This window comes from Halohasta sp. A2 (assembly GCF_056175805.1).
Genome location: NZ_JAQFWV010000032.1, coordinates 14,751 through 33,516, shown reverse-complemented (window position 1 = coordinate 33,516; position 18,766 = coordinate 14,751). Strand labels below are relative to the sequence as shown.

The window sequence follows — 18,766 nt, the reverse complement described above, 5'->3', positions numbered from 1 at the left end:
TTCTTTCGCACACGGACCAGTCAACAGAACGTGCTCTACGGCACGTGAAATCCGTCGGTCTCTTGCGCCCCATATCTTGTTTCACGCTCTCTTAGGATAGCAGCGTTTCCATCAAGTCAACAGAGCCTCCCTCACAGATCTGTTTGGGACGGCCACATTGCCCACATATTGGCCCAAGATCCGTCAAATGAGTGTTTGTGTTCTTCGATACCACCATTCCCTTTGTAAAGTGGGGTTTTTTCAGATCGATTCATAAATAGTTCTCACACAAGTCGAATTGCGCCACATTGCTGAGTATATGCCCAAGGGAAAACATATAAACCATAATCTTTGAAATTACTGTAACGATATGGATGCCTTGGCAAGAATTGATGCGTTACGTGCGAAAAAAACAAGTCCGGTTAGTCACGGTCAGCTTAATCGGTTGGATCGAATTTGGCGTATAGTACCACCTGAGACGCGACATCACAGTCGACGAGGCTGGGTTTCGAACACCATTCATCGTGAATTGGCCTCCACCAAAACTACATAACTATGGCTCAACGACCACTTCTCGAAATCGATGATATCACAAAACAGTTCGGTGATGTCGTTGCAAACGATTCGGTAACGTTTTCGGTCAAAAAGGGTGAGGTACACGGTCTCCTCGGTGAAAACGGGGCCGGAAAAAGTACGCTTATGAACGTCCTATATGGGTTGTATAGTCCAACGAGTGGGACTGTTAGATTCAAAGGCTACCCTCGAACGTTCGAGTCGCCAAAGGATGCCATCGATGCTGGCATTGGAATGGTCCACCAACATTTCATGCTCGTCCCGAGGATGAGTGTGCTGGAAAACATCGTGTTAGGCGAACGCGAGTCAACGTCGACCGACACAGGCTTGATCGGCGGCCTCAAGGCTCTGTTCGGCCGCGAACGAACTGCCCCTCGACAACGGATTACGGCACTTGCCGACGAGTATGGCTTGGAAGTCGACCCCGATGCGAAGGTTTGGGAACTCGATATCGGTGAACAACAGCGTGTCGAGATCCTCAAAGCTCTCTACCGGGATATTGACCTCCTGATCCTCGACGAACCAACGGCAGTGCTGACACCAAACGAGTCCGAACGAATGTTCGAGACGATCCAGAAACTTGTAGATGAAGGACTGACGGTGATCTTCATCACGCACAAACTCTGGGAGATCGAACAGATGGCAGACAGGGTCACCGTCCTTCGTGACGGCAAGCAGATCGACACTGTCGACACCGCTGAGATCACGAAGGGCGATCTCGCCGAAATGATGGTCGGCAGAGAAGTGCTGTTCCGAGTCGATAAAGAACCCATCAGATTGGGCGATCCGGTGCTTGAAGCAGAAGACATCAGCGCGGTCGACGACCGTGGGATGGCTACACTCTCAGGAGCCGACCTGACGGTCCACGAAGGTGAAATCGTCGGTATTGCGGGTGTCAGCGGAAACGGCCAACGGGAGCTCGCCGAGTGCTTGATCGGCTACCGTCCGCTCGAAAGCGGGCGGATCGAGATAGACGGTGTTGATCTCACGGGAGTACCTCCAAGACAGATCATCGATGCGGGCGTCTCGTTCGTCCCAGAAGACCGTTATGAATACGGTTGCGCCGAGGCGTTGAGTGTCATGCACAACGCCGGTATCAAGGTTTATCGCAACGGCGAACTCGAAACCGGTCGGCTGCTGCTTGATTATGACGATATGGCGGACTACGCTAATCGATTGGTCGATGACTTCGATGTACGTGGCGTCAAAGATGTACGTGGAACGCCTGCGGGAGCATTGTCAGGCGGAAACCTCCAGAAGCTTATTTTAGCACGGGAGATGAGCCGGTCACCAAAAGTGTTGGTCGCCAACCAGCCAACTCGCGGCGTCGACGTCGGCGCAATCGAGAACATCCGGAACCTCATGCTCGACCAACGATCCGAGGGAACCGGTGTGGTGCTCATCTCAGAGGACCTCGATGAGTTGCTGGACATGAGCGATCGAATTCTCGTCATGTACGAGGGTGAGTTTGTGTTCAAAACGACACCCGCCGAAACCGACAAATGGGAACTCGGGATGTACATGTCGACCGGTAGGGAACCTACCGACGAGCGGTCACAAACTCAGGAGGCGACATGAGCCCGACAGTCGAACTCAAGAGTCGGGAGAATCTTTCGCCGTGGCTCGCCTACAGCGCGCCCCTCCTGACGGTCATTGCAGCAGTGTTAGTCGGTGCAATCCCACTGTTGTGGATCGGTGTGAATCCGCTTTCCGCCTACATGGAGGTGTTCGTGAGCAAACCGACCAGCCTCAGTGGGATGGCAGATATCCTTACGACGACTGTTCCTCTGTTTCTTGCGGGACTCGCCGTCTACATTCCGCTGCAGGCCGGGCTCTGGAACGTCGGTGCCGAAGGGCAGTTGTTCGTCGGGGCCATCGTGGGAACTTATATCGGTATCAACATCGATCTCCCGGTCTATCTCTTGGTCCCGCTCATGCTGGTTGCTGCGAGCGGTGCGGCCGCGCTCTATGCGGCCGTCCCGGGCTATCTCCGTGCGAAACACAACGTCAACGAGATCATCTCGTCGCTCATGTTGACGTTTGCGGCGACGACCTTTGTCGGCTATCTCCTTCGCGGCCCGATGCAAGGCGGTGGGGGACAAGCAGCGACGGATCGGCTCCCCGAGGCCGCAACGTTTCCAACCGTGATACATCCCCGCCTCCACGTCGGCGTGCTCTCGCTGGTCGTCGTTGCGGTGGGGGGGTACTTCCTGTTGAATCGGACGAAACTCGGCTACGAGATCGAGTTCATCGGCTCGAATCCGTCGGCCGCCATGCAGGCGGGCATTAGCGAGTACAAGATCTACGTCACCGTCTTCGTGCTCGCTGGATTGCTCGCTGGCTTCGCAGGGATCGTCGAAATCGCGGGTGTTCACGGCCGACTGTTCGAAAGCTTCTCTCCGGGCTACGGCTTCACCGCGATCGCCGTCGCGCTGCTCGGCCGAAACGGTGTGTTCCGGGTACTGCTCGCGGCACTGTTCTTCGGCGTGCTGACCGCAGGCGGGACGACAATTGCGATCACACAGGACGTTCCGGGCGCGCTGATCGACGTGATCGTCGCATTGACGATCCTCTTTTTGCTGACCGCGGATTTCGTCACCGAGTATCGAGTCGACCTATCGTTCGGCTCTGAGACGGACGCAGGTCCGACCATGGAGGGATCGACATGAGTCTCGTCGCCGGAACCTTCGAATCGACCGTTCGGTTGGCGACTCCGTTGCTGTTGGCGGCCATGGGTGAGATCATCGCCGAACGGAGCGGGGTGCTCAACCTCGGCGTTGAGGGCATGATGTTAGCAGGCGCGCTCGCTGGCTTTGCGAGTGCGGTCGCCACCGGGAGTCTCTGGATTGGCTTTGCTGTCGGCATCCTCGCGGGGATGCTGTTGGCACTGGTCCATGCCGTGCTCTGTATCTCACTGAAGACCGATCAGGTGGTCAGTGGAATTATGCTGACGCTTCTGGGGACCGGTCTCACCACCTACTTCGGTCGACCCTGGATCGGCCAGAACATCGAGGGGTTCAGCCGCATTCCCATCCCGGGTCTCGCGGAGATTCCGATTCTCGGGACGGGACTGTTTAGCGTGACCGCGCTCGACTACCTCGGCTTGCTGCTCGTTCCGGTAGTCTGGTACTTCCTGTTCCGGACGAACATCGGTGCCGAAATCACCGCCGTCGGCGAGGACCCAGAAACTGCCGACACCGCTGGTATTCCGGTGTTTCGCATCCAGTATGCCTGTGTACTTCTCGGCGGCGCGCTGGCCGGGGCCGCCGGGGCACAGCTCTCGTTGGCGTTCACCAACTTCTGGGGTGTCGAGATGGTCGCCGGTCGTGGGTGGATCGCCGTCGCGCTCGTCATCTTCGCCCAGTGGCGCATCTGGTCCGTGTTGGGTGGGGCGTACTTCTTCGCGACGATCGACGCGCTCTCGTTCCGGTCCGGTGGCGTTCGTGATGCAGTTCTTGGGGCCATCGACATCCCCGCGCTCGAATCGACGATCCGGTTCCTGCTGAACTCGCAGGTCATGAACACCTACCCGTACCTGTTTACGATCGTCGTTCTCTGGTACATCATGCGACAGGGCAATATCAAGGAGCTCGGCGCGCCGTCGTCGCTTCTGTCAGTGTACAGCCGCGAACATAACTAACTCTGATTCCGATCCCGTTTTCGCGGTCCCTGTGTTGACCGTTCTCGGTTCTCCTGTCTGGCCTCAGTGGCGTCAACACTTTGGCGGGTGCCTCCGATAGCCTCAACTGTAGGTCGGCTGTAAGACCGTGGGACGTTCTACTCGTCGACCATCTCGGGGATGCCTCGTAGCGATTGTCGACCGACTGATTCAGAACGGCCCGTCACGCCGTGCACTTCGCGCTCGATGGAAACGGAGCGACGATGAACGTACACGTGAGTGGTGCAGTGATCATCTTTCTACAAGCAGGAAACCGGGCCGTTTACCGCCCGGAGGAATGCGGCACTTAGCTGTCTGTCCCACTACTGCGTTTCGTCGGTGTCAAGTGCTTTCGCACCTTCCAGCAACAACCCTTTCCACGTATATCCGCGCCGGTCTTTGATTTCGCTCAACTGTTCGTGTTGATCGTCTTCTACCTCTATTCGGATTGATTTGACCATACATATGTGTGTTATTCGTATCTTTTATGCACTTTGATTGCCTACACTGTTCTGTCGGATGACTGCCGAACCAACCGCCGCAAAAACGCTCGAAGCCACGCTCGCGCCACCTACGGCACACAAAGAGCGTCGACTTCACCGAACGGTGGCGACCTACCGCCGCGCCCTCGAAGACGCCTTCGAGAGTGGTGCGGATACGCAGTCGGCAGTCAACGATGTCGTAACGCCATACACGCTGACCTCCTACGCCAAAGACGCTCTCAAGAGCTACGTGCCGAAACTGCGCGACACCTACGGTGCTTCGGAACTCGAAGACGACCATCCGGTTCGGTTCACCAACCGGGGGTTCCGTCTCGATCACTCCGAGGACCGTCGACATGAGTTCTGCTGGCGTGTCCCGCAGGCGGGGCGTGGCAATGCGTTCTGGATTCCGTTGCGGATTAATCCACAACAGCGTGAGTTGTGGGACGATCTGTTCGACGGCGAGCTGTCGGCTGGTGAGTTCCGCCTGCAACAGAACCGAACGAACTGGGTGTTGCACGTCACCGTCGAATACGAGATCGAAGCCGTCGAGATGTCGGACGACCCAACACCTGTCGGTTTCGACATCGGCGAATCCAAACTCCTGACGGGCTGTGCCCTCACGGAGTCTGGAACGCCGAAAGAGCCGTTTCTGTTCAACGGTGGACGCGCTCGACAGCTCCGAAAGGAGATGCACACCACGCTGAAACGCCTGCAAGAACGCGACTGTGCAGAGTGGCGACGTGATGCACGGTTCGACTACTACCAGAACGCACTCACCGATATTGTCGAGAAGGCGTCTCGGCAGGCTGTTGAGTACGCTCAACAGTTCGATGATCCGGTGATCGTCCTCGAAGACCTCTCGTACATCCGTGAGAATCTGGATTACGGCGTATATATGAACCGTCGACTGCATGGGTGGGCTTTTGCTCACCTCACCAGCCGAATCGAGGACAAGGCCGCCGAAGCTGGTGTCCCGGTTCGGTTCGTGAATCCAGCATACACCTCGCAGACGTGCCACGCCTGCGGCCATATCGGTCGACGTGGTTCGCAGGCAGAGTTCCGGTGTACGAACGACGAGTGTTGGGTATCGGAGTATCAAGCAGACATCAACGCGGCGGCCAATATCGCAGGTCGCCTTGACCCGTGGGGAGAGAGCCTGCCTTGGAAACCGGCAGGCGATGACTCGCCACAGGATAGGAGCGGTTGTGACTCCGCCACAGGACACCACACGCCGAGTCCGAAACCCGGACAGACGACGCTTGTGGCGTTTCAGTCCTGAAACCTCCCTCGACGCGAGGCTTCCCTTGTAGGAAGCCCCGCCGTCATCGGGCGTAGCCCGATTGCTTGAGGGACGTAGTCCCTCTCCGTTCACGGCGGGCGAGGATGTCACTCGCAGAAAGATTCCGCAGAGTCCTCGCCTTCAGGGTGGGGAGGATGTCACGGTTCGTCGCCTTCAAGGTTGTCGATACCAAGCGTATCGAACTCGAAGAGGATCTCTTCGTCGCTCCAGTCCTCATACGGTGTTCCACCCCAGACGATCTCGTCGGCATCTCCCGATACCATGTCCTCTTGAATGGACGTGACCTCGTCGACGACGTCGTCGGGGACCTCGGGACCCGGCTCGCTGATCTCGACTGCCTCATCGGCGATGCCCGGGAAGGTGAATCCGGCCTCCCACTCGCCTGCTCGGACCTCCTCGATGATCTGGCTGAAGACGACCTCCCAGTTGAACACTGGCGTCATCAGGTAGTTGTCCCCAGCGAAGTCCGAAGCCGATTCGGCGTATCCGGACGCCCAAATGTCGTTGTCGGCCGCGGTTTCGAGCACCGACGGTGAGTCTTGGTGTTGGGCCATGACGTCGACGTCCTCGTCGTCGATCAGTGCTTGAGCGTTTTCGCTCTCGGTCGCCGGATCGTACCAGTCGTTCGTCCACCGGACGTAGACCGTCGCGTCCTCGTTCGCGTCCTGGACACCCGAAGCAAAGCCGTTGATTTCCTGGTAGACCGTCGAAACGGGGTTGGCCGCGACGTAGCCGATGTTGTCGTTTTCGGTCACCAGTCCGGCTGCGTATCCCACAAGGTATCTGGCGTGGTAGAGCTTCTCGTGGAACGCGGCGTAGTTCTCACCGGTATCGACCCCCGAGGCGACCTCAAAGGCCGTCTCAGTGTACTGTTCGGAGGCCGCAGCCATCGGGTCGGTAAAGCCTGCACTGAGTGCGAAAATCACGTCGTAGTCGTCTTCGGCGTACTGGGCCGCGGTCTGTTCTACTTCCGAAGACTCGACGCTCTCAACGTAATCGCTTTCCAAGTCTTCGAGTTCGTCGACGGTGGCTTGTCGACCCGTATCGTGTGATGAGGTCCAACCTTGATCGTCAGCCTCAGCGAAATAAATCCATGCCGCAGAGACGGTTCCTTCCTCTTCTTCGTCATCCTCGCTCGCCCCGCTTCCGAGACAGCCTGCAGCCATTGACAAAGCGACCGCACCGGCCGAGCCAATGACCTCTCGCCTCGGGATTTGTGTTCTGTTCAATCTGCCATTTTTATCAGACATACGACTTTGTATTTCAACTAACTACTAATAAAAGGGGTTATTCAAACACCATTGACCGCCACATGTGCCCACATACAATGTTTTTTGCTGGTTGGTGGTATATACCCTGCTTATATTAGTCCGTCCAGTTGACGGAGTGCTTTTTGGAAATCACGCATTTGTCACAGATTCTTGTGTCGCAATCATATCTGTGTTGGCGACGTCGTTGGATCACACACGGTGGTATGCCGGTGAGGGTCTGTTTATTTTCTCCACAACAAGAGCGGAGAACTCCACGTCTTTTTCAACGAATCAATACTCGTGAGGTCCAGTCACACTCGAATGAATATGTGAATAAGCGATAAGTACGTCAAGCAATGATCACGCCCGTGGACATCGAGTCCGGACTCACGCTCAAAGTTGCCGCATCGATTCGTGGCAGTCACACGAATCTCGACCGAGGAAGCTCGGATGCTCACAGCTCACGATATCGCGTTCAATGATTGGATCCGAAGACCGAACCCCTAGTCGACCAATCGAAGTGTTAGGTCAAGAACACCCTCCTTTAGTGTCCGCTCTTCTATTGTAGTGAGCACATCGCGCGGTGTTTCGAGCGTCGCAAAGTGATTGCCAGCGAGTTCACCAGCCGGACTTTTGAAACAAGTCGGTCCACACGGAATGAGAATTTCCTGTTCGTTCCGATACCCTGGGTACAGTAGTAGATCCCCGTAGGACGGATAGACCGTATGGTTCTCACGTGGGATCTCCGGGAGATCGATCTCGTCGATGTTGATCCAGGTTGCGTGACCACTCCACCGGACGTGCATCAGTTCGGTATGCAGAGGAGCCAGTTCCCGCACAGCCGCAACCGATTCCGGAGCGACCTCGGGTAGGAACGTTGCAGATAACACGTCCCCGTCGACGATCAGTTCGAGATCACTCACCGTTCGGCCCTCTAGTCAGTTGTGAAGCCTGTCGGGTTTTGTTCGATCCCAGTGCTGTCTCCGCTATCGTTCGAACACCGTCTTGGTGTCTTACCATTGGTTGTGTTTCATAGTGTGTCATGTGTCAGCCTCACAAGTAGCGAGTGAGTAGAGTGCTTCGGTGAGAACTTCGGTCGCAGCAGTACAGTCCCACCAGTCAGTCCATTCGAGGGGGTTGTGTGAATGCCCGCCCCGGGACGGGGCAAATAACAAGCCTGCGTCGGTTGCGGTGGCTATCTGCATCGTATCGTGTCCAGCCCCCGAGTGAAGGTCGACGGTTTCGATGCCGAGGGCATCCCCTGCGTCGTGTAACGCGTTACGACACGTCGGTGCCATGTCCACGGGCGACACCTCATATGAGCAGTCGAGTGCCGTCTTAACGCCGCGGTCGGCTTCGAGCGTTTCGAGTTCCGCGTTGACCCAGTCGACAAGTCGGTCGATCTCTGTTTGGTCAACGTCTCGGATGTCGGCGCTGAACTCGATCTGACCCGGGATGACGTTGACAACACCTGGATCAACGGAGAGTTCTCCAATCGTTGCGACGGCAGTTCCATCCGGTGCAGCGGCGTCTTGTGCCGCTTGTTCGAGTACGAGAACGAGTTCGCTGGCCGCCGCAAGGGCGTCCGTTCGATCTGCCATCGATGTAGAGCCGGAGTGTTCGGCCGTTCCTTCGATTGTCCCGTGAAGCCTCGTGGTCCCGGTGATCGTCGTCACGACTCCGGCCGAAACATCCTGCTGTTCAAGCCTCTCGCTCTGTTCGACGTGGAGTTCCAGCCACGCGTGCCAGTCAGTCGCATCGAGACGCCCCTCACCATGGAACCCGATATCTCGTAACGCCTCACGAAGTGTTTCTGAGCCATCCGACAGTTCGAGTGCCACGTCGGTGTCGAGCAGGCCAGCGGCCACCGACGATCCGAGCACTCCATCGGCGAATCGTGTTCCCTCTTCACCGGTGAAACAGACGACCTGAATCGGCCGTGTAGGAGATACATCGGCGTCTTGGAGTGCCCGAACGGCTTCAAGACCCGCGTAGACCCCAAGTGGGCCGTCAAAGATGCCACCGTTCGGAACAGAGTCGAGGTGACTTCCAAGCGCTACCGGTGCGGCCCTGGGATCACATCCCTCTGGTAGCCATGTTCCAGTGATATTACCGACAGCATCGGTGTCGACGGTCAGATCCGCCCGGATCAGTTGGTCGACGAGGCTTTCGCGGGCCTGTTGGTTTGGCGTGGTCCCCGGAAGCACTGTTCGGCCGCGCCCATCTTCGGCTGCGACAGTACCGAATTGGGCATTCCGCTCGATATCTTGCCGGAGTCGGTCACCGTCGACCGGGAACCGGGGCTCGGTCATCGGTCCACTATCACGTGTGTTGCGGCCACTGTCCGCCGATTGAGTGGGCATAGGGTAGGGGTTACATGACCGACACGGTGTCCGGAAGTTATCATCGGAGGCACTGTTTCAGCTTCCTCGGTAGGTCGTGTACCCACCGGGTGACAACAACAGCGGGACGTGATAATGGTCGTCAGCATTATCGATAATGAACCGGACAGGGACCGTCTCCAAGAACGTCGACTCCGAGGGACCCTGCCGATAGTATGCGCCGACATCGAAGAGCAGTTGATACGTGCCGGTCTCCATCTCGGAATTGGTCAACAGTGGTTCGTCAAGCCGACCGTCGTTGTTGGTGACCCCGTGAGCGATCGTCTCGTCCGCCCCATCGCTGTCCAGTCGTTGCAGTGTCACCTCGACACCTTCAGCAGGACCCTCCCGGCCAGTGTCGAGGACGTGGGTCGTTAGCTCGCCACTCATGCTGAGTCCTCACTGTCGAGGTCGCGACGATCCATCGAAAACTGCTGGAAGCCGGTCGGCCGCGGCGGTTCCCGCAGCACCTTCGCGTCCCCGTCCAGATCGTCGCGTTCTTTGATCCATGTGCGGTTGTTCGCCTCGAAGCTGACCGATTCGAGCTGCGGATACCGTTTGAGAACCCGCAACCCGACTTGATAGATCAGGTCTTGAATCGAGTTCACGTCGAGTTCGTGGAAGACGGTCTGTGCGATATCGCGCACCTGCTCGGCGGGAACGTAGCGCTGTGGGTCGTCTCCGAGCGCGTCCGCCGACTCCGCGTACGTCCAGAAGATATCCATAGCGACGTACAGCGTTCTATTCTCCCGTTCGGGGAGGGTCGTGTACTCATCGTCCACGTAGCCGACGAACGAATTATCCTTCACTTTGACCAGTTCGATCCCGGTGACACCGCTCTGGTGTTCCTCGACGACCGGCCCGTCGTTGCCCCGAGTCAGATAGAGTTCCCCGAACGCCGACTCCCCATGGGAGACACCGAAGACGAGATCACTGCCCTCGAAGCCATCGCTCCCGGGCACGGGTCGCTCGTCGAAGGGGAGCTCGTCGGCGGACATCCGCACAGCATCCATCTGCGAGTAGGTTTCCAAGAGCAACGATCCCACGAACTGGAGGAACCCCTCGAGTGTCGCGCCCTCGTACTCCCCTGCGTGGTGGAGAATAAAGTTCTTCATCGAATCTGTCGCGACAACCATACTGTTGTCTCCGTCGCTAAACGACGGCAGGAACTCCTCACCTTCGACCTGCACACGGACTTCCAGTCCGAAGAGTACGTTGCTCCGGCCATCGAAATCCGACTCCGGAATCGTCCGAACGCCCTCCAGCGGAGTCCCATACGTCCGATAGACGGCGACGTTCTCTTTGCCGTAGTTCATCGTTCGCTGGCCGGCGTCCGACAACTCGCTGTCGCTCATCGTTTTTCAGTCCCTCCGGCCGTCACGTCAGAGACCTCTCGTTTCGGATTCCACGCTCCGACCGCCCGCGTTCCTGTCTTTTTCATCTTTCACTCATCACTGCTATCGACTATATAAAATATCTTTTCACTGGCAAAGATTTCGACAATCGTCCGGTTGTCACCGCATACATTTGCTAATCCACAAAACATGTGTCGAGGCTCCGATGCCTGTTCTCGGTTCCGAAACCCGTCGGTTCCGGTTTCATGCCGTCTCATTTCTGATCCGGCAGGAGTGAATCGTCGGATGCGCCCATGTAGTTGTGCCACATGCCACACATACGGCGCTCAGTTAGGACCTCAGCAGTTCGTCAAGCCGCAACCGTGCGATTTCGTGTACTTCGTATAGGGCAGTCCGGAACTCTTCGGTCTCCGAACTGTCGACTCGGGACTCCATCGTTTCTTGAATTACGTCGGGGGACGCACCTTTCACCGCCATGATGAACGGGAACTCGAATTTCTCACGGTAGGTTTTGTTGAGTCGCTGAAAAGCCTCATACTGGTTTCGAGACATTTGGTCAAGACCTGCAGACGCCTGTTCCTCACGGGACGCATCGGTCATTTCGGTTTGTTCGCCGAGATCGGGGTGTTCTCGCAGTAGTTTGAGCTTCCGTTCTCGGGATGCGTTATCGACGATTCGTTTCATACTCTCGTGAACAGCGTCGACGGAGTCGAACGGTCGGTCCGACCACGCTCGCTCGGCCACCCAAGGAGACGTTTCATACACACTACCTAGGGTATCGACGAACGACGTTCGATCCATATCGTTCAACTCTTCGAGTATGAGTTCAGCCATCTCCTCGGCGTACCGTCTAATGATAAGTTAAATCACCGAACGGCAAGGAGAAAGCGCTGGATGTGGGACGACACACAGGTGCGGTTGTGACACCAACCAGTGGTGCCTCGGCGGATGGGAGAACGGGAATTTCGACAACTCCGCGACCACAGCCAGCATCGACAACGGCCTCTGCTCGGCGATCTCACTGGTTAGAGAGTCGGCCATCGCATCGGGTTACGTCAAACTGTTCGTTGGCCACTGTTCCATACTGTGCCGGACGCCGTATGAAGCGACGGTATCAAGACCTACTCGTTTCTCGGATTCTCTGAATCGGACGATGGCACAGACATATGTCATGTATGTTGTCGAACAAAATTTTAAGTATAGATGCACTTCACCTTTTCATACTCATGTCCAACAATAGCGGCAATGAGATTGATATCAAGTACGGGATTGAAGAAAAACCTCCGTTACTAGAATCAATACTCCTCGGATTACAACACGTGTCAGTTATGATTGTCCCCTCAACTGCAGTTGCGTTCATCGTTGCAGGGGCTGCGGGATTAGGGACTGGCGACACGACGTTTTTGGTACAGATGGCCATCCTCTTCGCAGGCGTCGCAACCCTCGTTCAGGCCTATACTGTCGGGCCTGTCGGTGCCAAGCTACCGATTGTAATGGGAACGAGCTTCGCCTTCGTCGGGGCTATGAGCTCGATTGGCGCAAGTTCCGGCCTGGATGTTGTCTTTGGGTCAATTCTGATCGCAGCCTTCGTCGTTCCCTTCCTCCTTGGCTGGCAGTTCAAGAGACTCGAATCGTTCTTTCCGCCACTGGTTACCGGTCTTATCGTGATTATCATCGGTCTGTATCTCATTCCGACCGGGATGGAGTACGCTGCAGGCGGCGTCGAGGCCGAAAACTTCGGCTCAATGCAAAACCTCGGACTAGCCGCACTAGTTCTCGCAATCGCAGTGCTTTTTAATCTGCTTTTAACTGGGATCTGGCGCGTACTGAGTATTATTATTGGAATCAGTGTTGGCTACACTGTCGCAGTTGCGTTCGGCGTCGTCGACTTTACACCGGTGTCCGATGCGGCATGGTTCGCCGTCCCGACACCGGGACGGTTCGGATTCAGTTTCGAGGCGGTCCCACTCCTTACGTTCCTGTTTCTGTTCCTTGTATCAGGCATGGAAACGATCGGAGATATGGCCGGTATTACTGCCGCAGAGGGCCGAAACCCGACCGAAACAGAGTTCCGTGGCGGGATTTTCGCGGACGGATTCATCAGCGCTATCGGGGCCGTCTTCGGATCGTTCCCACAGACATCGTTCTCGCAGAACGTCGGCATCATCAACTTCACCGGCGTGATGAGTCGACACATTGTCGGCATCGGAGGCCTCATTCTCGTCGGGCTCGGACTCGTTCCCAAATTTGGGGCCATTGTAACGACGATTCCCTCCGCAGTGTTTGGAGGAGCCGTCTTAGTTATGGTTGGGATGGTTACTGCAAGTGGTATGCGTTTGCTCTTTTTGAATATCGAAATGAATCGGCGTAACATGATTATCATCGCAGTATCGCTCAGTCTCGGGTTGGGTGTCACGAGTGTTCCGGACGCACTTTCAGGGCTGCCTGCCGGCGCACAGACAATCTTTGGAGAGCCGGTTATCATGACTGGACTCGGGGCGTTGTTACTGAATACGTTTGTCCCCGGTACTTCCAGTCCGTTGTTTGATGCACCTGAACCCGCCCCGTCGACTCTTCAACCGACAGACGACGACTGATGGTATAGACGCTGTTTGGTTCCGCACTCGCGACCGGCGTCGTTACTCCCGAAATGCCCGATATTGTGATTTGTTGTGTAGTCCGTAGTCGACTCCCTCTTTGATCGGTCGGAGAGTCCAGGATGGGATGTGTGGCTAGTAGATGTCTCTGTGGGGGGTTTCGGGTTATAAATACATGTAGGCTGATATCTGTGACAATGCAAGCGACTCAGCAAAACAGCCTCACGGACAGGCGATCCGATTCTGTCGGTTACACGCTATCGCGAGGGCTTGATAGTGCCACACGCTCATCCACTGGACATCCTGGGAGAAATGGAAGATATCCCCGAGCAAAGACACGCATAAGGGATCGCCTCGGCCCGAGCGAGAGCGAGAGAGTATGGCAGCAATAGAGACCCTACTCACTGGCGGGACTGTCGTGACCGCAGATTCGATGTTCAATGCGGCTGTCGGCATCGACGATGGAACGATCATCGGCGTTGGCGACGAACACGCGCTCCCACCGGCTGACCGACAAATCGATGTCGGTGGAAACCTCGTCCTCCCGGGCGTGGTCGACCCACACACCCATCTCGCGGGCTACAACACCGTCGACTCCTACGAAACCGGGACCGCAGCAGCCGCTGCGGGTGGTGTCACCACTCTCTTGACATTCGCGTGGCAGGGATGGGACGACGGCGAGTGGGACGATGCGGGGACCCTCTCAGGAGCTATCGAGCGCCACAAAGACGGGGCCGCCCCCTTGATCGATTGTGGGCATCATCCCGTGATCACCCAAGAGACACCTGCGGTGCTCGACGAACTCCCGGCGCTCGTCGACGCGGGTGTCACCTCGTTCAAGATGTTCACGACTGACGATATCCGGCTCTCCAACGGGTTCATCGGTGAGGTGTTCCACCGGCTTGCCGAGCTCGGTGCGGTCGGCATGGTCCACACCGAAGACTACTCGGTGTGCACCGAGCGGACGAGAGTAATAAAATCGGAGCCGTCGAGCGAGTCAGCATCGGCCTACCCCCGGTCGCGGCCGGACTACGCCGAGGCGATGGCGGCTGAAGCGGCTGCCCGACTCGCCGTCGCGGCCGACGCCAAGTACTACGGCGTCCACACGACCTCGAAGGCGGCAGCTGACGCCCTCGTGTCGGTCCGAACCGACGGCTCGAACGTCAGAGCCGAAACGTGTACGCACTATACTGCGCTTGACGACGACGCCCTCGGCCGCCTCGGGAACCGTGGAATCATGGCCCCACCGTTGCGGACTCCGGACGACATCGACGCACTGTTCGACCGCCTCTACGATGGCACGCTCTCCGTTGTCTCGACCGACCACGTCGCCATCCCCACGAGCCGAAAGGAGGGCGGCCCTTGGTGGGAGAGTGCTTTCGGTGTCAACAGCCTCCAGACGAGCCTCCCGGTCTTCCACGACGAGGCCGTGAACCAGCGTAGCCTGTCGTATCCGTCTCTCGTCCGTCTCATGTGTACCAATCCAGCCCGTACGTTTGGACTCCCCTCGAAGGGGCGGATTGAACCGGGTGCCGACGCCGACCTCGTGGTGTTCGATCCCGACGAGACGTACACGATCAATGCAGCCCGCAACCACTCCAATGCGGACTACTCTATCTACGACGGCCGTCAGGTGACCGGACGAGTTAAAAAAACGTTCGTCCGCGGAACACTGGTCGCCGACAGTGGCGAGATCGTCGCCGAACCGGGACATGGACGGTTCCTCAGCCGTGTCGTTCCCGACTGGGATCAGTAAGTGAGAGCAAATCGGCAGTGAAGTGGTGTCGAAATATCACAGTTCAGACCTGTTGGGATCGGCTCTGTTGTTGTCTGGTGATGTACCCTGCAATCCGGTTCCGGACCCGCCGTGACTCGACGTCGGTCAGAGTCGACACCCGATGCTGGTTCGTCTCAAAGCTGTCGGTGAAGCGATCCGGATGCCGCTGGAGAAGGGTATCTCCGATATTGATGATCTCTTCGGCGTTCAGTGTCATGCTACGCAATCGACCGACCTGACGAATAGTTCTTTCGCGGACCATTTGGACTGTGGACGATCCGTCCGTGTTGACGACGTGTGTGACCGACCTGTGGCGCTGTTGCAGGGGAGACGTTTTTGAGTCGTCACCCGGTACCCGAGAGGGGAATGATACTAACCGGAACGGTTATTGTAGATTCGACAACCGTGATCGAGGATGGTGCTGTCGTCGTCGACGGCTCAAACATCGAAGCTGTAGGCCACCAAGACGAGCTTGTCGATCAGTACGGGAACAGAGAGACGCACTCCTACGATATGTTACTTCCCGGGTTCGTCGGCGGACACATCCACTCAGTTCAGAGTTTGGGGCGCGGGATCGCCGACGACACTGAACTGCTCGACTGGTTGTTCGAGTACGTGCTCCCGATGGAGGCGTCGCTGTCGGCCGACGAGATGGAGATCGCCGCTAAACTCGGCTATTTAGAGCTAATAGAGAGTGGCACGACGACGTGCATCGATCACCTCTCGGTCGCACACGCCGACCGTGCCTTCGAGGCCGCTGGCGAGTTAGGCATTCGCGGCGTCCTCGGCAAGGTGCTGATGGACCAGCGCTCGCCCGATGGGCTCGAAGAGGATACCGATCAGGCGCTCGCGGAGTCCGAACGGCTGATTGAGGCCTACCACGGCGCATTCGATGACCGAATCCGGTATGCAGTAACCCCGCGGTTTGCGGTCTCCTGTAGCGAACGGTGTCTCCGCGGTGCCCGCGAGTTGGCCGATGCCTACGACGGGGTTCGGATTCACACCCACGCCAGCGAAAACCGTAGCGAGATCGAAACGGTCGAATCCGACACCGGGATGCGGAACATCCACTGGCTCGACGAGGTGGGTCTCACCGGCGACGACGTGGTCTTGGCACACTGCGTGTGGACCGACGAGAGCGAACGCGAGGTTCTCGCCGAGACCGGTACCCACGTCACCCACTGCCCGTCGTCGAATATGAAACTCGCAAGTGGTGTCGCACCCATCGAGGACTACCTCGACCGCGGGATCAACGTCGCGCTGGGCAACGATGGTGCACCGTGCAACAACACGCTCGATCCACTTACCGAGATGCGACAAGCAAGCCTCTTACAGAAAGTCGACCAGTTGGAGCCGACTGCCACCCCGGCACGGACGATCTTCGAGATGGCAACGCGAAACGGCGCGAAAGCCGCAGGGTTGGACGACCTCGGAGCGCTCCGGGAGGGATGGCGAGCTGATATTATCGGACTCAACACTGACCGGACCCGTGCGGTCCCGATGCACGACGTGTTCTCGTACCTTGTTTTTGCCGCCCACGGTGACGACGTGGAGTTCACCATGGTCGACGGGACCGTCCTCATGGAACACGGGGAGGTGACCGTCGTCGATGCTGACGAAATCCGTCAACGTGGGAGCGAAACCGGTCTCCGAATGGATCTCAAAGAAGAACGGAAAGCCGCACACGGACAGAAGCCATAGCATCGTTGTTTCGAGCGTTTGAACGGTCACAGACTGGTTGCGATCTTACTACTGGTCGACTGGGTGCCCGCAAGATCACTGGTAGCCGGTTCGGTCGGCGATGTCCTCCGCCGCCCGCGCGGCTCGCGAGAGGATGCTATCGAGGGATTCATCAAATGATTGCACCTCGCGGCCTTCCATAACGATGTCTCCAGCACAGACCACCATTTCGACCTCAAAGCCCTGGGCGGCATGGACAAGTGTGAACACCGGGTCCCTGCTGGGGGTCAGGTGTGGGTGGTCGAGGTCGACGATTGCGAAATCCGCCTGTTTTCCCACTTCGAGCGAGCCGAGGCTGTCGGCGCGGCCGATAGCGGCTGCGGCCTCTATGGTGATCATATCGAAGGCTGTCTGTGCGTCGACGACACCGGCATCGCGGTGGTAGCCCTTGTGGCCGCCAGCCATGGCACGAACATCGCTGAGTGGATTGACCGTATCGCTCAAGATCGAGTTGTCGGTTCCGAGGCCAACGGTGAGGCCCGTATCGAGCATCTTCACGACCGGTGCGAATCCAGTCGCAAGGCGCATGTTCGCCATAAAGTTGTGCGCGACCGACGTACCGGTTTCAGCGAGCGTTCGGACGTCGCTCGCATCGATCTGGACGCAGTGGCCCAGCAGCGTTCGCTCGCCGAGGTAGTCGACGTTGCGGAGGTACTCGATGCTGGAGATGTCGCGCTGCTCTTGGGCCTCGGCCTCGGCGACGTGGGCGGTCGTCATCACGTCGTGTTTCTCGGCAAGTGCGTAGGCTTCCCGGAAACAGCGGTTCGTCGTGGTTTCGACGACGACCGGCGCTGGCCAGATTGACTGTCGACCGTTGGCAGTCCCGTTGTAGGTCTCGATCAGCGAGTCGACTTCGGCGACGACGGCGTCGGTCTCCTCGACAAACGTGTCCAGTGGCGGATGGTCGACACCGTCCTCTCGGGCCTGAATATCGGTGACGAGCGCTTGGAATTCCGCATCGGCACCGCGGTCGACCATGCCCGCGCCGTAGATGTTTCGGATGCCCGCCCGGTCGTAGACATCGAGTTTCGCCTCGATGGTCGACCAGTCGTCCCAGAGAACTTCCGTATCGTTTTCGACGAACGTCGTCACGCCCGACTGGATCGCCTCGATGCAGTACAACGTCGCCGCGAGTGCGTGCTCGTCGGGGTCCATTGCGAGTGTACCCGGCCGTTTGACGTTGTAGAGCCAGTCCAACAGGCCGCGGTCCTCAGCGAACGAGCCGCGAAGCAGAATATCCGAGACGTGTGTGTGGGGATTGACCAGTCCGGGGATGACAGCGCCGCCCTCTGCGTCAATAACACGACCGGTGGCGTGTGCGCCGCGAAGTTCGTCGGTGCTCCCGACTGCGGTGATCTCATCGCCCTCGATGGCAACGGCTCCGTCCTCAATCACCGTCCGATCGACATCTTGGGTAATGACGCGTCCGTTTGTCACGAGCAGGTCGGTCATTGGGTCACACCACCACGCAGGGCTAGCACAGTCGACGTGGTCAGTCGTGCCGAATGCAAACTCAGGTGATCAGTTGCTGCAGTCATTGGATTTGACGTCTCTGAATCGGCACTTAATGGTTCGTGTCCGCTCATTCGTGTGCCAACTCAGGCCTCCACCACCGGCGGTCCTCAATGGAAATCCAGCTAGCCAGTGAGCGTTCGGGTCGTCCTATTCGAC

16 protein-coding genes are annotated in these 18,766 nt (G+C 57.6%); 7 read left to right on the top strand and 9 right to left on the bottom strand.

Annotated elements, in window-relative coordinates; translation table 11 throughout:
• The first annotated feature begins 534 nt into the window (after positions 1-534).
• The 3 genes from O2S87_RS10740 to O2S87_RS10730 are packed head-to-tail and all read left to right on the top strand — an operon-like array spanning position 535 to position 4,192.
• On the top strand, positions 535-2,130 hold the full coding sequence (locus O2S87_RS10740) for an ABC transporter ATP-binding protein (RefSeq protein ID WP_475408789.1): 1,596 nt from the start codon (positions 535-537) through the stop codon (positions 2,128-2,130).
• A complete protein-coding gene (locus O2S87_RS10735) occupies positions 2,127-3,221 on the top strand; it encodes an ABC transporter permease (protein ID WP_475408788.1) in 1,095 nt (364 codons plus the stop codon). The genes O2S87_RS10740 and O2S87_RS10735 overlap by 4 nt, the downstream gene beginning before the upstream one ends.
• Positions 3,218-4,192: an ABC transporter permease gene (locus O2S87_RS10730; RefSeq protein ID WP_475408787.1), complete on the top strand. Its 975-nt coding sequence runs from the start codon at positions 3,218-3,220 to the stop codon at positions 4,190-4,192. Before O2S87_RS10735 ends, O2S87_RS10730 begins: the two co-directional genes overlap by 4 nt.
• 341 nt (positions 4,193-4,533) lie before the next feature.
• Here the strand turns inward: O2S87_RS10730 and O2S87_RS10725 are convergent, their stop codons facing one another.
• A complete protein-coding gene (locus O2S87_RS10725) occupies positions 4,534-4,671 on the bottom strand; it encodes a hypothetical protein (RefSeq protein ID WP_475408786.1) in 138 nt (45 codons plus the stop codon).
• A gap of 58 nt (positions 4,672-4,729) precedes the next feature.
• Here O2S87_RS10725 and O2S87_RS10720 point away from each other — a divergent pair, with 58 nt between their 5' ends.
• Positions 4,730-5,974: an RNA-guided endonuclease TnpB family protein gene (locus O2S87_RS10720; protein WP_475408785.1), complete on the top strand. Its 1,245-nt coding sequence runs from the start codon at positions 4,730-4,732 to the stop codon at positions 5,972-5,974.
• A gap of 158 nt (positions 5,975-6,132) precedes the next feature.
• Here O2S87_RS10720 and O2S87_RS10715 read toward each other — a convergent pair whose 3' ends face one another.
• From O2S87_RS10715 to uraD, 6 genes are all read right to left on the bottom strand, one after another.
• Positions 6,133-7,161, bottom strand: a complete 1,029-nt coding sequence (locus tag O2S87_RS10715) for a BMP family ABC transporter substrate-binding protein (protein WP_475408784.1) — start codon at positions 7,159-7,161, stop codon at positions 6,133-6,135.
• 587 nt (positions 7,162-7,748) lie between these two features.
• Complete coding sequence (locus O2S87_RS10710) at positions 7,749-8,153, bottom strand: DUF3830 family protein (RefSeq protein ID WP_475408791.1); 405 nt, start codon at positions 8,151-8,153, stop codon at positions 7,749-7,751.
• A gap of 132 nt (positions 8,154-8,285) precedes the next feature.
• Positions 8,286-9,557, bottom strand: coding sequence for a hydantoinase/carbamoylase family amidase (locus O2S87_RS10705; RefSeq protein ID WP_475408783.1), 1,272 nt, complete (start codon positions 9,555-9,557; stop codon positions 8,286-8,288).
• A gap of 108 nt (positions 9,558-9,665) precedes the next feature.
• Positions 9,666-10,016, bottom strand: a complete 351-nt coding sequence (gene uraH, locus O2S87_RS10700) for a hydroxyisourate hydrolase (protein ID WP_475408782.1) — start codon at positions 10,014-10,016, stop codon at positions 9,666-9,668.
• Positions 10,013-10,981, bottom strand: coding sequence for a factor-independent urate hydroxylase (gene pucL / locus O2S87_RS10695; protein ID WP_475408781.1), 969 nt, complete (start codon positions 10,979-10,981; stop codon positions 10,013-10,015). The genes uraH and pucL overlap by 4 nt, the downstream gene beginning before the upstream one ends.
• Before the next feature lie 330 nt (positions 10,982-11,311).
• Positions 11,312-11,815 carry a 2-oxo-4-hydroxy-4-carboxy-5-ureidoimidazoline decarboxylase gene (uraD, locus tag O2S87_RS10690; RefSeq protein WP_475408780.1) on the bottom strand — a complete coding sequence of 168 codons (504 nt, stop codon included), beginning with the start codon at positions 11,813-11,815 and terminating at the stop codon, positions 11,312-11,314.
• A gap of 392 nt (positions 11,816-12,207) precedes the next feature.
• Here uraD and O2S87_RS10685 point away from each other — a divergent pair, with 392 nt between their 5' ends.
• Positions 12,208-13,578, top strand: coding sequence for a uracil-xanthine permease family protein (locus O2S87_RS10685; protein ID WP_475408790.1), 1,371 nt, complete (start codon positions 12,208-12,210; stop codon positions 13,576-13,578).
• Positions 13,579-13,957: 379 nt separating this feature from the next.
• Positions 13,958-15,334 carry a dihydroorotase gene (locus tag O2S87_RS10680; protein WP_475408779.1) on the top strand — a complete coding sequence of 459 codons (1,377 nt, stop codon included), beginning with the start codon at positions 13,958-13,960 and terminating at the stop codon, positions 15,332-15,334.
• A 43-nt stretch (positions 15,335-15,377) separates the two neighbouring features.
• Here O2S87_RS10680 and O2S87_RS10675 read toward each other — a convergent pair whose 3' ends face one another.
• Positions 15,378-15,572 (bottom strand): 30S ribosomal protein S17e, encoded by a 195-nt coding sequence (locus O2S87_RS10675; RefSeq protein WP_475408778.1) that lies wholly within the window; start codon positions 15,570-15,572, stop codon positions 15,378-15,380.
• A gap of 149 nt (positions 15,573-15,721) precedes the next feature.
• On the opposite strand from O2S87_RS10675, the gene O2S87_RS10670 reads away from it, so the two are divergent.
• The gene (locus O2S87_RS10670; protein WP_475408777.1) at positions 15,722-17,056 is read left to right on the top strand and encodes a 5'-deoxyadenosine deaminase; all 1,335 of its coding nucleotides are present in this window, start codon (positions 15,722-15,724) and stop codon (positions 17,054-17,056) included.
• 75 nt (positions 17,057-17,131) lie between these two features.
• Here the strand turns inward: O2S87_RS10670 and O2S87_RS10665 are convergent, their stop codons facing one another.
• Positions 17,132-18,547 carry an amidohydrolase family protein gene (locus O2S87_RS10665; RefSeq protein ID WP_475408776.1) on the bottom strand — a complete coding sequence of 472 codons (1,416 nt, stop codon included), beginning with the start codon at positions 18,545-18,547 and terminating at the stop codon, positions 17,132-17,134.
• Positions 18,548-18,766 lie beyond the last annotated feature (219 nt).